The sequence below is a fragment of the Pseudoalteromonas sp. 13-15 genome (assembly GCF_001468205.2).
GTDB lineage: Bacteria > Pseudomonadota > Gammaproteobacteria > Enterobacterales > Alteromonadaceae > Pseudoalteromonas > Pseudoalteromonas marina.
Window position 1 is genome coordinate 2259748 of sequence record NZ_CP019162.1, and the last position, 15318, is coordinate 2275065.

Below are 15318 nucleotides of genomic sequence, written 5' to 3' on the forward strand. Positions count from 1 at the left end.
CATACTCCATCTTAACAAAACTGCAAATACGACTTTGGTGAAGCTTTTAATATACGTAAAAAATTAATGACAGATCCCATTGCGCTTTACTAAAGCTGGTTTATGCTAAATACCATGACCACATACATTGATACCTCAACAGGCCTAATTAACAGTCATTTTATTGAAAACAGCCAAAATGAAGGAACGCTACTTTATTGGCAAAACGTAAATGGCGATCACATTCAAGTTCGCGAGCATGGTAATTTACGCTGGCTGTTAATAAACAACACATTGCAATCTATTATCGACGTTAATAATCCACGAACTCTGTTGTTCCCTCATTTGCAATATTTAGCAGCGCAATGGCAAACACTGCCACCACCTAATAACGTGCTTGAACTTGGATTGGGCGGTGGGGCTATTCGTAACTATTTACTTAAGCAACACCCTCAAGTAAATATAACGTCAGTTGAAAAAAATGCAGGCATATTGGCATGTTATTCGCAGTTTTTTGCATCAAGCAGTAACGAAAATTTACTATGCGATGATGCGCAGGTGGTACTTACTACTGCGCGTGATATAGATTGGGTTATATTAGATTTATTCTGCCAGATAGATGCGCCACGATTTTTATTTGAGCACGCATTTTATGAAAAAATTCACGCAGCACTTAACACTACCGGCAAACTATTTATTAACTTTTTATCGCAACACAACTCACAGTTAAAACAGCTCCAAAAGCTATTATTCGATGTATTTGGTTATACTGTATACCCTCAAAAAATTTCAGGTTACGTTAACCATATAGTGGTCATTAGTAAACAACACCCTAAACAGATAAGTTAAACGTAACCGGTCCATCGTTGCATAAACTCACTTGCATGTCGGCACCAAACTCACCGGTTGCAACACTAATACCTTGCGCTTTAGCTTGCTCAACAAAGTACTCGTAAAGCGCGTTAGCTTGGCTTGGGGTCGCTGCCGATGAAAAGCTCGGACGCATTCCTTTTTTAGTATTTGCGGCTAAGGTAAATTGCGAAACAACTAATAATTCACCACCCATGTCTTTTAAACTTAAATTCATTTTATCGTTTTCGTCGGTAAAAATTCGGTAATTACTGACTTTATGTAAAAGCTTATCAGCAGCATCATTATCGTCTGCCTTTTCAACACCTAACAAAAGTAAAATACCTTGCTCTATTTGCCCAATTACCTGGTTGTTAACTTCTACCTTTGCGTGTTTTACGCGCTGTATTAACCCTTGCATTTAACTTATATCCTTTGATTTAGGTTCTTCTTCCAGTTCTATTTCTGGGGTATCCTCAATATCATTTGGGCTAATACACGCCGTAAATTCGGCGCCTAAAAGTACAACTACCCACGCTAAATACACCCACACAAATAAAATAGGAATTGTTGCTACCGCACCGTAAATAACCTCATATGAAGGAAAGTGGCTAATATAAAGTGCAAACCCTTTTTTTGTTAGCTCAAATAAAAGTGCAGCAAACAATGCCCCTGGTACTGCGGCTCTAAACGATACGCGTGTATTTGGCACTAAGGTATAAAGCATGATGAAGCCCATCATCGAAATTCCATAGGGAAGTAATTTTAATAAAAATCCACTAAACCCTGGAATACCTTGATCAGCAAACGATACTAACGACACAATGTATGAAGTTACACCAATACTTGCGCCCAGTAATACAGGGCCTAAACTCAATACCATCCAATACACTGCAAATGAAATCATCATTGGGCGCTTTTTCTTAATACGCCAAATGCGATTAAGTGTTGCATCTACATTACGTATTAAAAGTAAGGCAACAGCGGCTAAAAAACCTATACCCACTGCAGTCATTTGATTGGCATTGCCTGCAAAGGAGCTAATATGCTCTCTGATCACATCCGTAGAGGTCGGCACAAAGTTAGTAAACAAAAAGCTTTCTATTTCCATACGAGTCGATTCAAACCCCGGGAACGCTGAAAAAATTGCAACCCCTACAGCGATAAGCGGTATTAAAGAAAGCAGAGTTACGTAAGCAAGGTAACCAGCATTGACTGTAATTTGATCGTCTATACAACGATTAATATATTGCATCCACCAACCGGGTTGCTGGCGCATAAAGGACTTAACTTGCTGTTTGTAATGGGAGAGCTTATCATTCATACAATTGACTTGTGCTTATCGAGTTTTGATTATCATAACAATCAGCACCGGAATTTACAGCACTTACACGTAAATAGGGAATCAAATGAAAAAACAAACACTGTTAAGCGCATCAATACTTGCCCTAACGTTAGCATTATCTGGGTGTCAATCAGCTTACTATTCTGCAATGGAAAAAGTAGGTGTTCACAAACGTGACATTCTTATTGACCGCGTAGAAGAAACCAAAGAGTCACAAGAAGAATCTCAAGAAGAGTTTCAGTCAGCGCTTGAGCGTTTAACTACACTAATTAATTTTGATGGCGGTGAGCTCCAAGATGCTTACAATCAACTAAATGACGATTACGAATCAAGCCTTAAAGCCGCAGACGACGTTACTACCAATATCAATAAAGTAGAAGATGTTGCTGAAGCCTTGTTTGACGAGTGGAGCGATGAATTAGAACAGTACAAAAGCGCTTCGTTAAAACGCGAAAGCAGTAAAAAACTTAATGCCACTAAACGCCAATTTGATCAGCTTCTTCGTTCTATGCGCAGTGCTGAAAGTAAAATGGAACCAGTACTATCATCACTAAAAGATAACGTTTTGTACTTAAAGCATAATTTAAATGCACAGGCAGTTGCTGCTATAAAAGGTGAATTTACTAACCTTAAACGCGACATTCAGATACTGATGAACGACATGAACAAGTCAATCGCCGATTCAAATAAGTTTATTGAGCAAATGAACAAAGCCTAATAGTGCTATTTTTATAACAACTCTAAAAGCCTGTTAATTTTAACGGGCTTTTTTGTGATTATTTTTTGTTACGATTAACACATTGTTTAATAAATAGCTTTTGATAAGCTTTAATTTCTTTTAAACAATAACAACAGTCGAAATGAAATTACATACTCTGTGCTTACTTATTACCTCAAGCTTTTTAGCCGCCTGCAGCGCAAACACTGTAAATGTAATTGCTGGGCAAGACAGCATAACGCCAATTCATAAATCAGGTGAGCGTGAAGGGCGTTATCACAACCTTTATGCGGGCGATAAAACCTATCCGGTTACCTGTGAAGCTGACTGCTACCCACAACACCCGAATGTAATATGCGAAACCACGGCTGAAAATTGCACATTTAACGCTGAGCAATTAAAGCCACGGTTAAACCTTGGCTTTAATATACGCTGGTTAGGCCATGCTGGCTTTATGATCCAAACACCAAATGGACAGCATGTAGTGTTCGACCCCGTAAAAGAGCAGTTTGACTCACCCGTTGATTTAGCATTTAAGCTTGCCTCTGGGTTTTATAGACAACCCGGTGATTGGCTTACTCAAAGCGAACTTAAAAACCTAGATGCCGTTATGTATTCGCATATTCATTACGATCATTTTAATAAATCAGACATAGAAGAAATAGGTAATCAACCTCGCTACTTAGCACCATTAGGCATGGCAGATAACTTTCCAAACGCAGGACTTAATATTAGCGAAATGGCATGGTATGCAAAAACTAAAATTGATGATTTAACCATTCATGCACTACCAGCGCATCACTTTAGCAGCCGTGTATTAGTACCCTTTATTTACGAAGACAACGATAAAGACTTATGGAATGGCTGGCTACTTGAACAAAATGGCAGTACCTTATTTTTTGCAGGCGACACTGGCTACTCCAAACACTTTAGCGATATTCAGCAAAAGTATGGCGATATTGATGTGTGCTTAATGCCGATAGCCTCTTACTACAGCGAAGATAATCCCAAGTGGTATCGTTATGTTCATACAACCCCAGAAGATGCTCTTAAGGCCGCACACGAGCTTAACTGTAAAGTCATGATACCGTGGGGGTACGGTAACTCATCATGGAAAATGGGCGACCGAAGTAGTCATTCGGCTTTACTACGTTTATTACACATGCATGAAACAATGAAATCACCCGTGCCGCTTTATATTTTAAATGAAGGTGAAAGTATTAAATTTTAAATTGCCCACCAGCTGAAATACATCAACATAATTCGTAATAACCCTCTAGCTGAACTATCTTTAATTAACTAAGCAATGTGGGGTTATTATGTTTCTAGTACGACTCATTTACGCAAGCAAAATTTCAGACGGCTTTGGGCCAAAAGATATAGAAAATATTTTACAAAGTGCTCGTACCTATAATGTAAAAACACATGTTACCGGCATGCTTTGCTTTAGTAACGAATACTTTTTACAGTGCCTTGAAGGCTCCAGAACCGCAGTAAATAATACCTATCAACAAATATTAAACGACAAACGTCACCACAATGTAATTATGCTTAACTATACCCAAATTCCAGAAAGAGAATTTGAAAAGTGGTCTATGGGTTATGTTCCACAATCTAGAGTAACCCAATCACTGAATCTGAAATTTTCAGGCTCTGTTGATTTTAATCCATTTAAAATGTCTGGCGAAAGTGCTCACTTATTAATGCTAGCGTTAAAAGGCAGCATTACAGGTGCTATTAGTTAAAATACGCATGTATTATTGTTTTTATTGTTAACTTAAGCCAAGCTAAGCCAACTTTAATTAATGGAACAATTAATGAAAAAAGTACTGTTAGCCACGAGCTTAGTGATCAGCAGCCAAATAATGGCTGCTGACGTTAAATATACGTCAACCCCTATTAATATTGACGGCGTATCTGAAAGCGCATGGGATAAGGCTGCTTGGCACGATATGCCACATTTAATGGATGGTACATTGCCTTCAAACGATGCCGATTTTAAAGGCCGCTATCGCTTATTATGGGATGAAAAATTCTTATACCTACAAGCCGATATTGTAGATGATGTTTTAATAGACACACACCCAGACCCTACCTATAAATATTGGGATGACGATGCCCTTGAAATATTTATAGATAGCGATGCATCGGGCGGGATTCACCAATTTAACCACACCGCTTTAGCGTACCATATTGGCCTTGATAACCAAGCTGCCGATTACGGCCCTGATAAAAAAGCACACTTGTATACAGACCACTTAGTTAGCAACTGGAAACGCAATACCACTGCACCCTATAACATTACTTGGGAAGTTGCGATAAAACTCTACCCGAATGATTATCAACAAGGCGCAAAAAATACACCGCTTAAATTAACAGAAAAACAAGTTATTGGCTTTATGCTCGCGTATTGCGATAACGATGGCAGTGAAACACGCGAGCACTTTATGGGGTCACACGAAGTACAGCCAGTTAACGGTGACAGAAACCGAGGATTTATAGACGCAGATGTATTTGGCAAAATCACCTTACTACCAAAAAAGTGATGTAAGTTAGCGTATAGGTTGGGCGCAGCGAAACACAACAAAAAAACCAACCAACAAAATAGAGGCTTTGAACTATCAGTTGTTTTAGCGCTTGCTCTTTTACTTCTCGTTATCTTTTCTTTCTACAAAAATTTTTAAGTGAATTTTTCACAAAGAGGACAAGAGGTGCTGCGCTTTTAGAGCTCAATATTGATAACTAAAAACTGAAAGCTTCTCTTGCTTTAAAAACAAAAAAGCCGCTGTATTTTGCAATACAGCGGCTTTTGAAATCATTTTTCTAAATTAATAGATTATTACTTAGGAGCACGACCCGCACGTTTACGCTCATTTTCAGTTAAATGACGCTTACGAATACGAATGTTCTCAGGTGTAACTTCTACTAACTCATCATCAGCAATAAACTCAAGCGCTTGCTCAAGTGAATAGTTCAGATGTGGTGTCAATGTTTGTGCTTCATCTGTACCAGATGCACGAACGTTAGTAAGTTGCTTACCTTTAAGCGCGTTAACTGTAAGGTCGTTATCACGGCTATGAATACCGATAACCATACCTTCATAAACTTCAACACCGTGACCGATGAATAAACGGCCGCGCTCTTGTAAGTTAAATAATGCGTTAGTAAGTGCTTTACCTGTTGCGTTTGCAATCATTACGCCGTTCTTACGAACACCTAGCTCGCCACCTTTGTGCGGACCGTAGTGATCGAACGTATGGTAAAGTAAACCAGAACCCGAAGTAAGTGTCATGAACTCAGTTTGGAAACCGATTAAGCCACGGCTTGGGATCATAAAGTCCATACGCATACGGCCTTTACCATCTGGTGCCATGTCAGTAAGTTCACCCTTACGAAGACCAATTTGCTCCATGATAGAACCTTGGTGCTCTTCTTCACAGTCAATAGTTAGTGTTTCATACGGTTCTTCTAACACGCCATCAACAGTACGTAAGATTACTTCTGGACGAGATACAGCAAGCTCGTAACCTTCACGACGCATGTTCTCGATTAAGATACCTAGGTGTAATTCACCACGACCTGATACGCGGAAGCTATCTGGGTTGTCAGTATCTGCAACACGAAGTGCAACGTTGTGTACTAATTCTTTGTCTAAACGTTCACGAATATTACGTGATGTTACAAACTTACCTTCTTTACCACAGAACGGTGAGTTGTTTACAGAGAACGTCATTGTTACTGTTGGCTCATCAACACTTAGTGGTGGTAATGCTTCAACGTTGTTAGGACAACAAATCGTATCTGAAATCTTAAGCTCGCCTAAACCTGTTACAGTAACGATGTTACCAGCATAAGCTTTATCAGTGTCGATACGCTCAAGGCCTAAGTAGCTTTGTACTGAACCAATTTTACCGTTACGAGTCGTGCCGTCAGCGCCAATAACTGTAACTTGTTGGTTAGTCGCAACAGAACCACGTTTAATACGACCAATACCGATTACACCTTTGTACGAGTTATAATCAAGCTGAGAGATTTGCATTTGGAAGTCACCTTCAGGATCTGCATCCGGTGGTGATACTTCGTCAACGATCATCTTGAACATAGGTTCCATGTTGTCTGATGGCTCGTCTAAATCTAATGTCGCCCAGCCGTTGATAGCTGATGCGTAGATTACTTTAAAGTCTAACTGTTCATCAGTTGCACCAAGGTTATCGAATAAATCAAAGATTTGATCCATAACCCAATCCGGGCGTGCACCTGGTTTATCAATTTTATTGATAACGACGATTGGCTTTAAGCCTTGCGCGAATGCCTTTTGCGTTACGAAACGCGTTTGTGGCATTGGACCTTCTTGAGCATCAACAAGTAATAATACTGAGTCAGCCATCGAAAGTACGCGTTCAACTTCACCACCGAAATCGGCGTGTCCCGGGGTATCTACGATATTGATATGGTAATCATTCCAAGAGATAGCTGTGTTTTTAGCTAAAATGGTAATACCACGTTCTTTCTCAATGTCGTTTGAGTCCATCACGCGCTCTTCGTTACCGCCGCGTGTTTCTAATGTACCTGATTGCTCAAGTAGTTTGTCAACCAGAGTTGTTTTACCGTGGTCAACGTGCGCGATAATCGCTATATTTCTTAACTGTTCGATGCTCATATATTTACTCAGAGAAATTAAATTCTCAATGATCCTGCAAGATCTACGCACTCATCTGCGTTTTCACGAGATGTCCAAGCATAGGATTTAAAAGGGCGCATATTATCCCTCATTAATGACATGGATGAAAGTTTATCCAATACAATTTTCAAAACTTTCTCAATACTTTTACTAAGTATCTGTTTTATATATGACAATTATATGAAATAAATTGTCATTATTTTTTCAAAAATGCAGTTTACACTATTTACACGATATTTTTGGCACTCTTTTACATTTAGGTTATGCTGATTTCGAGCGATTAAATTAACAACAAATTGTAGTGCACATAGCCTGCACCAAAGTGGAATTTAACTGCACCATAGTGGTGCTATTTTATGCCCCACATTGTAGCAACTAAGTTTTTTTAACCTATAAACATAGAGTTATAAAAATGGCACAAAATCAGCTTAATAAATCCCAAAGCAATTATGCAGCAATAATAAAACCCAATAGTTGGAGGACACATGTCACAATCGGTTTTAGATTTTATTAAAGAAAATGACGTTAAGTTCATTGATTTACGCTTTACTGATACAAAGGGTAAAGAGCAACATGTATCTATTCCTCATCACCAAGTTGATGAAGATTTTTTCGAAGACGGTAAAATGTTCGACGGTTCTTCAATTGCTGGTTGGAAAGGCATAAACGAATCAGATATGGTTTTAATGCCTGTTGCTGAATCAGTAAAACTTGACCCTTTCACTGAAGAAACAACATTAATCGTACGTTGTGACGTTGTAGAGCCTTCTACACTTCAAGGCTACGAGCGTGATCCACGTTCTGTTGCAAAACGTGCTGAAGATTACATGCGCTCTACAGGTATCGCTGATACTGTATTATTTGGCCCAGAGCCAGAGTTCTTCCTTTTTGACGATGTTAAATACAAATCAGACATGTCTGGTTCAATGTACAAAGTTGACGCTGTAGAAGCAGCATGGAACTCAGATAAAGATTATGAAGGCGGTAACACTGGTCACCGTCCAGGTGTTAAAGGCGGTTACTTCCCTTGTTCACCTGTTGATTCTTCACAAGATTGGCGTTCAGCTACCTGTTTAGTACTTGAAGAACTAGGTCAAGTAGTAGAAGCACATCACCACGAAGTAGCAACAGCAGGCCAAAACGAAATCGCTACGCGTTTTAACAGTATGGTTTTAAAAGCAGATGAAATCCAAGAAATGAAATATGTTATTCATAACATGGCTCATTTATACGGAAAAACAGCTACATTCATGCCTAAGCCAATTGTTGGTGATAACGGTTCTGGTATGCACTGTCACCAGTCTTTAGCTAAAGACGGTGTTAACTTGTTTGCTGGCGATAAATACGGCGGTCTTTCTGAAGAAGCGCTTTATTACATTGGCGGTATTATCAAGCATGCTAAAGCTATTAACGCATTTGCTAACGCATCAACTAACTCTTACAAACGTTTAGTACCAGGCTTTGAAGCACCTGTAATGCTTGCATACTCTGCACGTAACCGTTCTGCTTCAATCCGTATTCCAGTGGTACCATCTGCGAAAGGTCGTCGTATCGAAGTACGCTTCCCAGATCCAACAGCTAACCCATACCTTGCTTTCTCAGCAATGCTTATGGCTGGCCTTGACGGTATCAAAAACAAGATCCACCCTGGCGATGCAATGGATAAAGATTTATACGACTTACCAGCAGAAGAAGCAGCAGAAATTCCACAAGTTGCATCTTCACTTGGTGAAGCACTAGATGCATTAAGTGCTGACCGCGAGTTCTTAACTCAAGGTGGTGTTTTCACTGACGACCTAATCGATGCTTACATTGCACTTAAAGGTCAAGAAGTTGAAAAACTTAACATGACAACTCACCCAGTTGAGTTCGAAATGTACTACAGCTGTTAATGTGACACTGTAAAAGAATGTGTGTTCTCAAGCCCGCTTAGCGGGCTTTTTTAATGGTAAATTAAATCAAACTCCACTAAAGTTAAGCAATCATAAAAATTGCAGGGTAGCAGTGTGAATAGTAAGATTTTATTGCTAATGATTACTTTAGGATTAAGTAATTATGGTTATGCGGGTGAAAAAAGGATTTACGCTTGGAAAGATCAAAACGGCGTTTTAGTGTTTTCAGATACACCGCGTAAAGGTGCTACAGAGGTAAAACTCTCTAGCCAAAGCTTAACTATGCCCGCTAAAGATATAGCGACTCTCAGCAGCCAATCCCATACTAAAAAAACAGGGTTTGGTATTGCCATTACGTCACCTGAGCACAATCAAACCATTCATGAAAATACCGGCACAATATACGTCACCAGCCGCGTAATGCCGAGCTTTAAAGCAGGCTATACCATTCAATTGCTTGTTAATGGAGAAGCAAACGGCCCTGCAATAAATAACTCAGTATTTGCAATTGCTGATGTTGAAGCCGGTGAACATATGCTTCAACTAAGACTGTTTAACGAGAAAAACCAAATTATCGCTGTGAGCGAGCCACGTATATTTAATATGCGCAGAAAAGGCAAAATCCATAGCAATTAAAGCGAAACTTAATACTTAGGCGCAGCAGCTCATTTAAGATAAAACCTGGCCTGTAAACACCTGCGCACTAAAATGGTGCAAACATGATTAATAACAAAAATTTTAGCCCCGAACTGCTTGATGCCATATGGCAAAATCAAACAACGGCAGTTATGCTTCTCGATAAAAATTTTACCGTTTTTTATGCCAATACCAGTACCAGTGAGTTACTTGGGCTTGCCACTAAACGCTTACTCGAACAGCCCTTTGATACCCTTTTTAATTACCATTCAATTGACTTAAAACGCATCGCGCAGTTTTCATTAATTGATGGCGTTGATTGCCAACAACACAGAGCTGACGTAGTCTTTAGCGATTCTCGCCATGCCAAAGTAAGTGTTAATTCAAGGCGAATTAACTTTAAAGGTACTGCGTATATTTTATTAGAATGTCGTCAAACGGACGATGAAATAAAGCACGATCAAGCTTCAAATCAAATGCATCAATACCAAGCAGCACGTAACTTAATAAGAGGCTTGGCACACGAAATTAAAAATCCTTTAGGTGGAATTCGCGGAGCGGCGCAATTATTGCAATATGAGGTTGATCAGCAAGAAAGAAATCAATGCGCTGAGCTCATCATTGAGCAAGCAGACAGATTACGTGAACTAGTAGATAGACTTTTAGGGCCTAATCAACTGCCACAGAAATCTTACGTTAATATACACCAAGCGTTAGAGTCGGTAGTGAAGTTAAGCACACTCGATAATTGTTCAAATATCGAATTGAAAAAAGATTACGATCCTAGTATCCCTAATGTGTTTATTGATCAGAGTAAAATACAACAAGTGGTTTTAAATATTGTTCGTAATGCTCAGCAGGCGCTTACTGAGGGTGGTGAGATAAAAATAAAAACGCGTATTAATCATCAACACCGTCGTCCAGGTAAGGCACCTAAAAAAGCCTTGTTGATCCAAATATCTGATAACGGACCAGGCATAGATCACAGCATACGTGAAACCTTGTTCTACCCTATGATCACCAACAAAGAAGGTGGCTCAGGGCTTGGACTCTCGATTGCACAGACGCTCATTGATCAGCACGATGGCTATATTGAATGTGATAGCTGGCCTGGACATACTGAATTTAATATCTATCTGCCCTTTGCAGATTAATGTTTGGAGTTGCCATGAAAACAGTTTGGCTTGTAGATGATGATGCATCAATTCGTTTTGTACTTGAAAAAGCACTTGAACGCTCTGGTTTTAATGTAGAAAGCTTTGCCAACGCGCAAGATGTACTTAATGCATTGAAGTTTAGTCAACCAACTGTTTTAGTATCGGATGTGAAAATGCCCGGTATGGATGGCATGGCCCTACTTGAACTCATCGCAGAACAAAACCCTGGCTTGCCAGTAATAATAATGACTGCGCACTCAGACCTAGATTCAGCAGTGAACGCCTTTCAAAAAGGGGCATTTGAGTACTTAGCTAAACCATTCGATTTAAATGAAGCCGTTGCACTTGTTGAAAGCGCATTTAGAGCAAATTCCACAAAAAAAACCAAACGTAAGCAAGCGCCTCCTAAAAGTGCTCACATCATTGGTGAAGCACCCGCTATGCAAGAGGTCTTTAGAGCAATAGGTAAACTTTCAGCATCTAGCATGAGTGTTTTGATTAATGGAGAATCGGGCACGGGTAAAGAACTCGTTGCAAGTGCACTTCATAATCACAGCCCGCGTAAAGAAAACCAATTTATTGCCCTTAATATGGCTGCTATACCTAAAGAATTAGTTGAGTCTGAGCTGTTTGGCCATGAAAAAGGCGCGTTCACCGGTGCCGATACCGTGCGAAAAGGTCGATTTGAACAAGCCAATGGCGGCACTTTATTTTTAGATGAAATTGGCGATATGCCTTTAGATGTGCAAACACGCTTACTTCGCGTACTTGCCGACGGAGAATTTTACCGTGTTGGTGGTCATCAAAGTATAAAAGTTGATGTACGCATTATTGCCGCAACACATCAAAACTTAGAAGACTTAGTTAAACAAGGTAAGTTTAGGGACGATTTATTCCATCGCTTAAATGTAGTACGCCTTCGTTTACCTGCTTTACGTGAACGCACCGAAGATATTGAACGCTTAGCGCAACACTTTTTACATAAAAGCGCTAAAGATCTGCAAGTAGAAAGCAAAGTATTGAGCCCTAAAGCCACCGAGCAACTTCGTTTATTTAACTGGCCAGGCAATGTTCGCCAACTTGAAAACACCTGTCGTTGGTTAACGGTTATGGCACCAGGCGAGCTTGTTACAGAGCAAGATTTGCCCCCTGAAATTATTGAAGTAACACCAATACAAGAAGAAGGTGATTGGCTGGATGCTTTTCAGCAATGGCTTAATAATGAACTAAAACAAGGTAAAGAAAATATTTGGCCAGACATACAGGCACAATTAGAAACACGCTTAATTAAAACAGCACTTGCTAATTGTTCGGGCCACAAACAAGATGCCGCCATAAAAATAGGCTGGGGTCGCAATACATTGACCCGAAAATTAAAAGAGCGCAATATTAGCTAACAATGTGCATTAAATTTTGATATCGAATGAAATTAATCGAACACATTCCATTGTTCAAACAAATGGAAATAATTAACAGGCTACATTTTTTTAAGGAATTTACGCTTAACGAGCGTCAAATTTTATTAGAATCATATGGCCTATTGTATTTAGTTGGCCAGCACCAATTTTTGTTTAAACAGTTCGATAACGATAAACGATTGTATATTGTACTTAGCGGCGCACTTTTAGTATTTAAGCATAATCACTTACTTGAACTGGGCACAATAGAGCCTGGCGAATTTATAGGTGAAGGCGCATTTATAAATAACAGAGAGCGCAGTACAAGTGCTCGCGCTAAAACCGACACCATTGTCCTTGCCATCACTCCCGAAGCACTCACTCAGTTACCCAATGTTATTCGAGAAAAAATTAAAGACCGCATTATTGAAGGTATGAGTGAACGAATAACCAAGCTCAGTGACTATATAGAAAATCACGGTTAGCTCAGTCCATATAAACAACCTGCAATGAGCAATCGAGCCAGCTAGGATTATTAACATGGGCTGTAAACGTGTAAGTATCTGATGGTTTATCGCCAAAGGGCGTATTTATAAGTGGCTGCGAGTGACTATAAGTTTGCGAATAATTTTTGTAATAAATGACAACGTAACCATATAAAAACTCCCAACCCAACCTCACAACTGCACCACTGGGTAGAGTAAAATCTGCGTATTCTTTGGTAAAGGTAACGATTAAATCATTGTACTTATCTTCACTGCATTGAGTTGTTCGTAGCTGTTTAGGCATTACAAAAGCAGCATTTGCAGCCGTATTTTTTAAATAAAAACCTATATTGCCATCACCATAAAAATGGTTTGAGCGACTTGTATAATTAACGTGTGGCTCATACCCGAGCGCTTGCATTATGGACGCAAGCTGTTCTGTCTCTTTGGAATAAATTTTATCGCTTGATAAAAGCAATGTAGCTTCACCAAAATCTGATGGGATTTCTAACGTTACATATTCATAGGGAAGAATTTGTGCCTTTAACGCCGCATCGAGCTGGTTACGTTGTTCATCTTGCAAGTTTTCACTAAAAACATAAACGGTGGGTTGCTGGCATGCAACTAACATACATGCCAATACACAAATTAAAAGTCCTTTTTTCATAGTCACCTCAGTTGATTACACTTGTAGTCTATTAGAGGTATTGCTTTATCGCAACTTAATTTATTTGGTTATCTAACCAAGCATCTACACTTTTACGCGTATATAACACTTCTTTGAATAAGCGGTGACGTTCAAATTCCAAAACGCTTTTTTTGTTAGTGTTGCCACTAAGTAACTGGCTGTGTGTATCGTTAAATTTTGAAATAACCGAAAACCCGTGTTCAGGTTTTTGGTCGTGCTTTTTTATTGATTTACTAAGGTGTTCCCTAACGTCATCGGCAGTTAACATGTCTGAATGATTTAAGCCCATTAGCTCTTTTCTCATTGCTAATCTTACGCCCATTTTTTACTCCATGATTCTATGTATTCTAAATTCGACACAGCTATAGCAATTAGTAAGCCACTTACAAACATGACTCGCCGGAGCTTAACTAATAAATACTTCAGTTTTTTTAAAGTGAGTCATTTTTTAAAAAATAACTAATACGTAAATTTGAGTGATTTGGTTTGGTGCATAATTGGCCCTATGCCTTTATACTACAGCCTATGCAAGCCTCCACCGAGAGTAACAATGAACGAAGAATACATAGAAATCGAACTAGAAGAAGAGCCGATAGAGCTCTGTAAATTATTAAAAGTACTTAATTTAGTTGAAGGTGGCGGCCAAGCTAAAAACCTAATCGCCGAAGGCTATGTGGGTGTTAACCATGAAATTTGTACAATAAAGCGGAAAAAATTATACAGTGGTGATGTACTGGAATTTGATGGCGAGCTTTTTCAACTCTCCCTGAGTGAAGATGCAACACCAGCACAAAGACCAAGTGAACAAACACCGGTTGAATCGAAACAAAACATTACACCGCCTGAAAGCCAACCAGCAAAAAGTAAACGTAAGCGCACTAAAAAGCCAAAGGTCGATGAAAAAACAGGGCGTCGTCCTATTTCATTTGGGTAAGCTTACAAATCGCATTATAAAAAAGCCAACTTGTATAGTTGGCTTTTTTACTCTTTAATAACCTTGTTAATAATAATAAAAAATAAGGTTACACATGTCATCTCACACACCTAAAAACTGGTTTAAACCTGTCGCTTGGGCTGCTCTTATATGGAATTTATTGGGCGTTATAGCATTCATTATGCACATAATGACAAGCCCAGATATGATCAGTAAACTACCATTAGATCAACAAGCTGCATATTCAAACACCCCAATATGGGCCACCATTGCTTTCGCCGTTGCCGTTTTTGGTGGTGCTTTAGGCTGCATTTTTTTACTTGCTAAGAAATCGCTTGCAACACCTACTTTTGCTTTATCGCTCGGCGCGATAATTATACAGCAATACTACAACTTTTTTATAATTGATAGCATTGCCTTGCTAGGAATAAGCTCGGTTGTAATGCCACTTATGGTAGTTTTTATTGCCTTAGCGCTTATTTATTTAAGTATAAAAGGGAAACAACAAGGCTGGCTAAACTAACTGAATAGGCGAGCTGAACAACGTGCTTTTTCGT

At 39.2% G+C, this 15318-nt stretch carries 17 protein-coding genes; 12 read left to right on the forward strand and 5 right to left on the reverse strand.

Annotated elements, in window-relative coordinates:
* Positions 1-102 precede the first annotated feature (102 nt).
* Complete coding sequence (locus tag ATS72_RS10455; protein WP_058429987.1) at positions 103-828, forward strand: spermidine synthase; 726 nt, start codon at positions 103-105, stop codon at positions 826-828.
* On the opposite strand, the gene dtd is transcribed toward ATS72_RS10455, so the two are convergent.
* Both dtd and ATS72_RS10465 read right to left on the reverse strand, forming a co-directional pair.
* On the reverse strand, positions 812-1249 hold the full coding sequence (gene dtd / locus ATS72_RS10460) for a D-aminoacyl-tRNA deacylase (protein ID WP_058429986.1): 438 nt from the start codon (positions 1247-1249) through the stop codon (positions 812-814). The two genes, ATS72_RS10455 and dtd, sit on opposite strands and share 17 nt — an antisense overlap.
* Entirely contained in the window at positions 1250-2152 is a 903-nt protein-coding gene (locus ATS72_RS10465; RefSeq protein WP_008127015.1) for a virulence factor BrkB family protein, read from the reverse strand.
* Between the two features lie 85 nt (positions 2153-2237).
* Here ATS72_RS10465 and ATS72_RS10470 point away from each other — a divergent pair, with 85 nt between their 5' ends.
* The 4 genes from ATS72_RS10470 to ATS72_RS10485 all read left to right on the forward strand — a co-directional run bounded on the left by ATS72_RS10470 (position 2238) and on the right by ATS72_RS10485 (position 5437).
* Positions 2238-2891: a DUF2959 domain-containing protein gene (locus tag ATS72_RS10470; protein ID WP_006791329.1), complete on the forward strand. Its 654-nt coding sequence runs from the start codon at positions 2238-2240 to the stop codon at positions 2889-2891.
* Positions 2892-3033: 142 nt separating this feature from the next.
* Positions 3034-4122 (forward strand): MBL fold metallo-hydrolase, encoded by a 1089-nt coding sequence (locus ATS72_RS10475; RefSeq protein ID WP_058429985.1) that lies wholly within the window; start codon positions 3034-3036, stop codon positions 4120-4122.
* An 88-nt stretch (positions 4123-4210) separates the two neighbouring features.
* Positions 4211-4636, forward strand: a complete 426-nt coding sequence (locus tag ATS72_RS10480) for a BLUF domain-containing protein (RefSeq protein ID WP_058429984.1) — start codon at positions 4211-4213, stop codon at positions 4634-4636.
* Positions 4637-4708: 72 nt separating this feature from the next.
* Positions 4709-5437, forward strand: coding sequence for a CBM9 family sugar-binding protein (locus ATS72_RS10485; protein WP_039038300.1), 729 nt, complete (start codon positions 4709-4711; stop codon positions 5435-5437).
* Between the two features lie 293 nt (positions 5438-5730).
* Here ATS72_RS10485 and typA read toward each other — a convergent pair whose 3' ends face one another.
* On the reverse strand, positions 5731-7551 hold the full coding sequence (typA, locus tag ATS72_RS10490; protein ID WP_058429983.1) for a translational GTPase TypA: 1821 nt from the start codon (positions 7549-7551) through the stop codon (positions 5731-5733).
* A 506-nt stretch (positions 7552-8057) separates the two neighbouring features.
* On the opposite strand from typA, the gene glnA reads away from it, so the two are divergent.
* The 5 genes from glnA (at position 8058) to ATS72_RS10515 (ending at position 13139) form a co-directional block, all read left to right on the forward strand.
* Positions 8058-9464: a glutamate--ammonia ligase gene (gene glnA / locus ATS72_RS10495; RefSeq protein ID WP_006791335.1), complete on the forward strand. Its 1407-nt coding sequence runs from the start codon at positions 8058-8060 to the stop codon at positions 9462-9464.
* A gap of 114 nt (positions 9465-9578) precedes the next feature.
* Entirely contained in the window at positions 9579-10100 is a 522-nt protein-coding gene (locus ATS72_RS10500; protein WP_277053767.1) for a DUF4124 domain-containing protein, read from the forward strand.
* A gap of 83 nt (positions 10101-10183) precedes the next feature.
* The gene (gene glnL / locus ATS72_RS10505; protein WP_008127000.1) at positions 10184-11254 is read left to right on the forward strand and encodes a nitrogen regulation protein NR(II); all 1071 of its coding nucleotides are present in this window, start codon (positions 10184-10186) and stop codon (positions 11252-11254) included.
* Between the two features lie 14 nt (positions 11255-11268).
* A complete protein-coding gene (gene ntrC / locus ATS72_RS10510) occupies positions 11269-12654 on the forward strand; it encodes a nitrogen regulation protein NR(I) (RefSeq protein WP_033018844.1) in 1386 nt (461 codons plus the stop codon).
* Between the two features lie 26 nt (positions 12655-12680).
* The gene (locus ATS72_RS10515; protein ID WP_006791339.1) at positions 12681-13139 is read left to right on the forward strand and encodes a cyclic nucleotide-binding domain-containing protein; all 459 of its coding nucleotides are present in this window, start codon (positions 12681-12683) and stop codon (positions 13137-13139) included.
* Position 13140: 1 nt separating this feature from the next.
* On the opposite strand, the gene ATS72_RS10520 is transcribed toward ATS72_RS10515, so the two are convergent.
* Together ATS72_RS10520 and ATS72_RS10525 are read right to left on the reverse strand one after the other, a co-directional pair.
* Entirely contained in the window at positions 13141-13806 is a 666-nt protein-coding gene (locus ATS72_RS10520) for a hypothetical protein (protein ID WP_058429982.1), read from the reverse strand.
* A 55-nt stretch (positions 13807-13861) separates the two neighbouring features.
* Positions 13862-14149, reverse strand: a complete 288-nt coding sequence (locus tag ATS72_RS10525; protein WP_058429981.1) for a hypothetical protein — start codon at positions 14147-14149, stop codon at positions 13862-13864.
* Between the two features lie 228 nt (positions 14150-14377).
* Here ATS72_RS10525 and ATS72_RS10530 point away from each other — a divergent pair, with 228 nt between their 5' ends.
* Both ATS72_RS10530 and ATS72_RS10535 read left to right on the forward strand, forming a co-directional pair.
* Entirely contained in the window at positions 14378-14761 is a 384-nt protein-coding gene (locus tag ATS72_RS10530) for an RNA-binding S4 domain-containing protein (protein ID WP_058429980.1), read from the forward strand.
* 94 nt (positions 14762-14855) lie between these two features.
* On the forward strand, positions 14856-15284 hold the full coding sequence (locus ATS72_RS10535; protein WP_058429979.1) for a hypothetical protein: 429 nt from the start codon (positions 14856-14858) through the stop codon (positions 15282-15284).
* Positions 15285-15318 lie beyond the last annotated feature (34 nt).

Bases quoted from the DNA above. Each gene is read 5' to 3' on its own strand.
- dtd (WP_058429986.1), bottom strand. From the start codon at position 1,249: ATGCAAGGGTTAATACAGCGCGTAAAACACGCAAAGGTAGAAGTTAAC.
- glnL (WP_008127000.1), top strand. From the start codon at position 10,184: ATGATTAATAACAAAAATTTTAGCCCCGAACTGCTTGATGCCATATGG.
- ATS72_RS10455 (WP_058429987.1), top strand. From the start codon at position 103: ATGCTAAATACCATGACCACATACATTGATACCTCAACAGGCCTAATT.
- ATS72_RS10485 (WP_039038300.1), top strand. From the start codon at position 4,709: ATGAAAAAAGTACTGTTAGCCACGAGCTTAGTGATCAGCAGCCAAATA.
- ATS72_RS10480 (WP_058429984.1), top strand. From the start codon at position 4,211: ATGTTTCTAGTACGACTCATTTACGCAAGCAAAATTTCAGACGGCTTT.
- ATS72_RS10525 (WP_058429981.1), bottom strand. From the start codon at position 14,149: ATGGGCGTAAGATTAGCAATGAGAAAAGAGCTAATGGGCTTAAATCAT.
- ATS72_RS10475 (WP_058429985.1), top strand. From the start codon at position 3,034: ATGAAATTACATACTCTGTGCTTACTTATTACCTCAAGCTTTTTAGCC.
- typA (WP_058429983.1), bottom strand. From the start codon at position 7,551: ATGAGCATCGAACAGTTAAGAAATATAGCGATTATCGCGCACGTTGAC.
- ATS72_RS10530 (WP_058429980.1), top strand. From the start codon at position 14,378: ATGAACGAAGAATACATAGAAATCGAACTAGAAGAAGAGCCGATAGAG.
- ATS72_RS10515 (WP_006791339.1), top strand. From the start codon at position 12,681: ATGAAATTAATCGAACACATTCCATTGTTCAAACAAATGGAAATAATT.
- ATS72_RS10465 (WP_008127015.1), bottom strand. From the start codon at position 2,152: ATGAATGATAAGCTCTCCCATTACAAACAGCAAGTTAAGTCCTTTATG.
- ntrC (WP_033018844.1), top strand. From the start codon at position 11,269: ATGAAAACAGTTTGGCTTGTAGATGATGATGCATCAATTCGTTTTGTA.
- ATS72_RS10535 (WP_058429979.1), top strand. From the start codon at position 14,856: ATGTCATCTCACACACCTAAAAACTGGTTTAAACCTGTCGCTTGGGCT.
- ATS72_RS10470 (WP_006791329.1), top strand. From the start codon at position 2,238: ATGAAAAAACAAACACTGTTAAGCGCATCAATACTTGCCCTAACGTTA.
- ATS72_RS10520 (WP_058429982.1), bottom strand. From the start codon at position 13,806: ATGAAAAAAGGACTTTTAATTTGTGTATTGGCATGTATGTTAGTTGCA.
- glnA (WP_006791335.1), top strand. From the start codon at position 8,058: ATGTCACAATCGGTTTTAGATTTTATTAAAGAAAATGACGTTAAGTTC.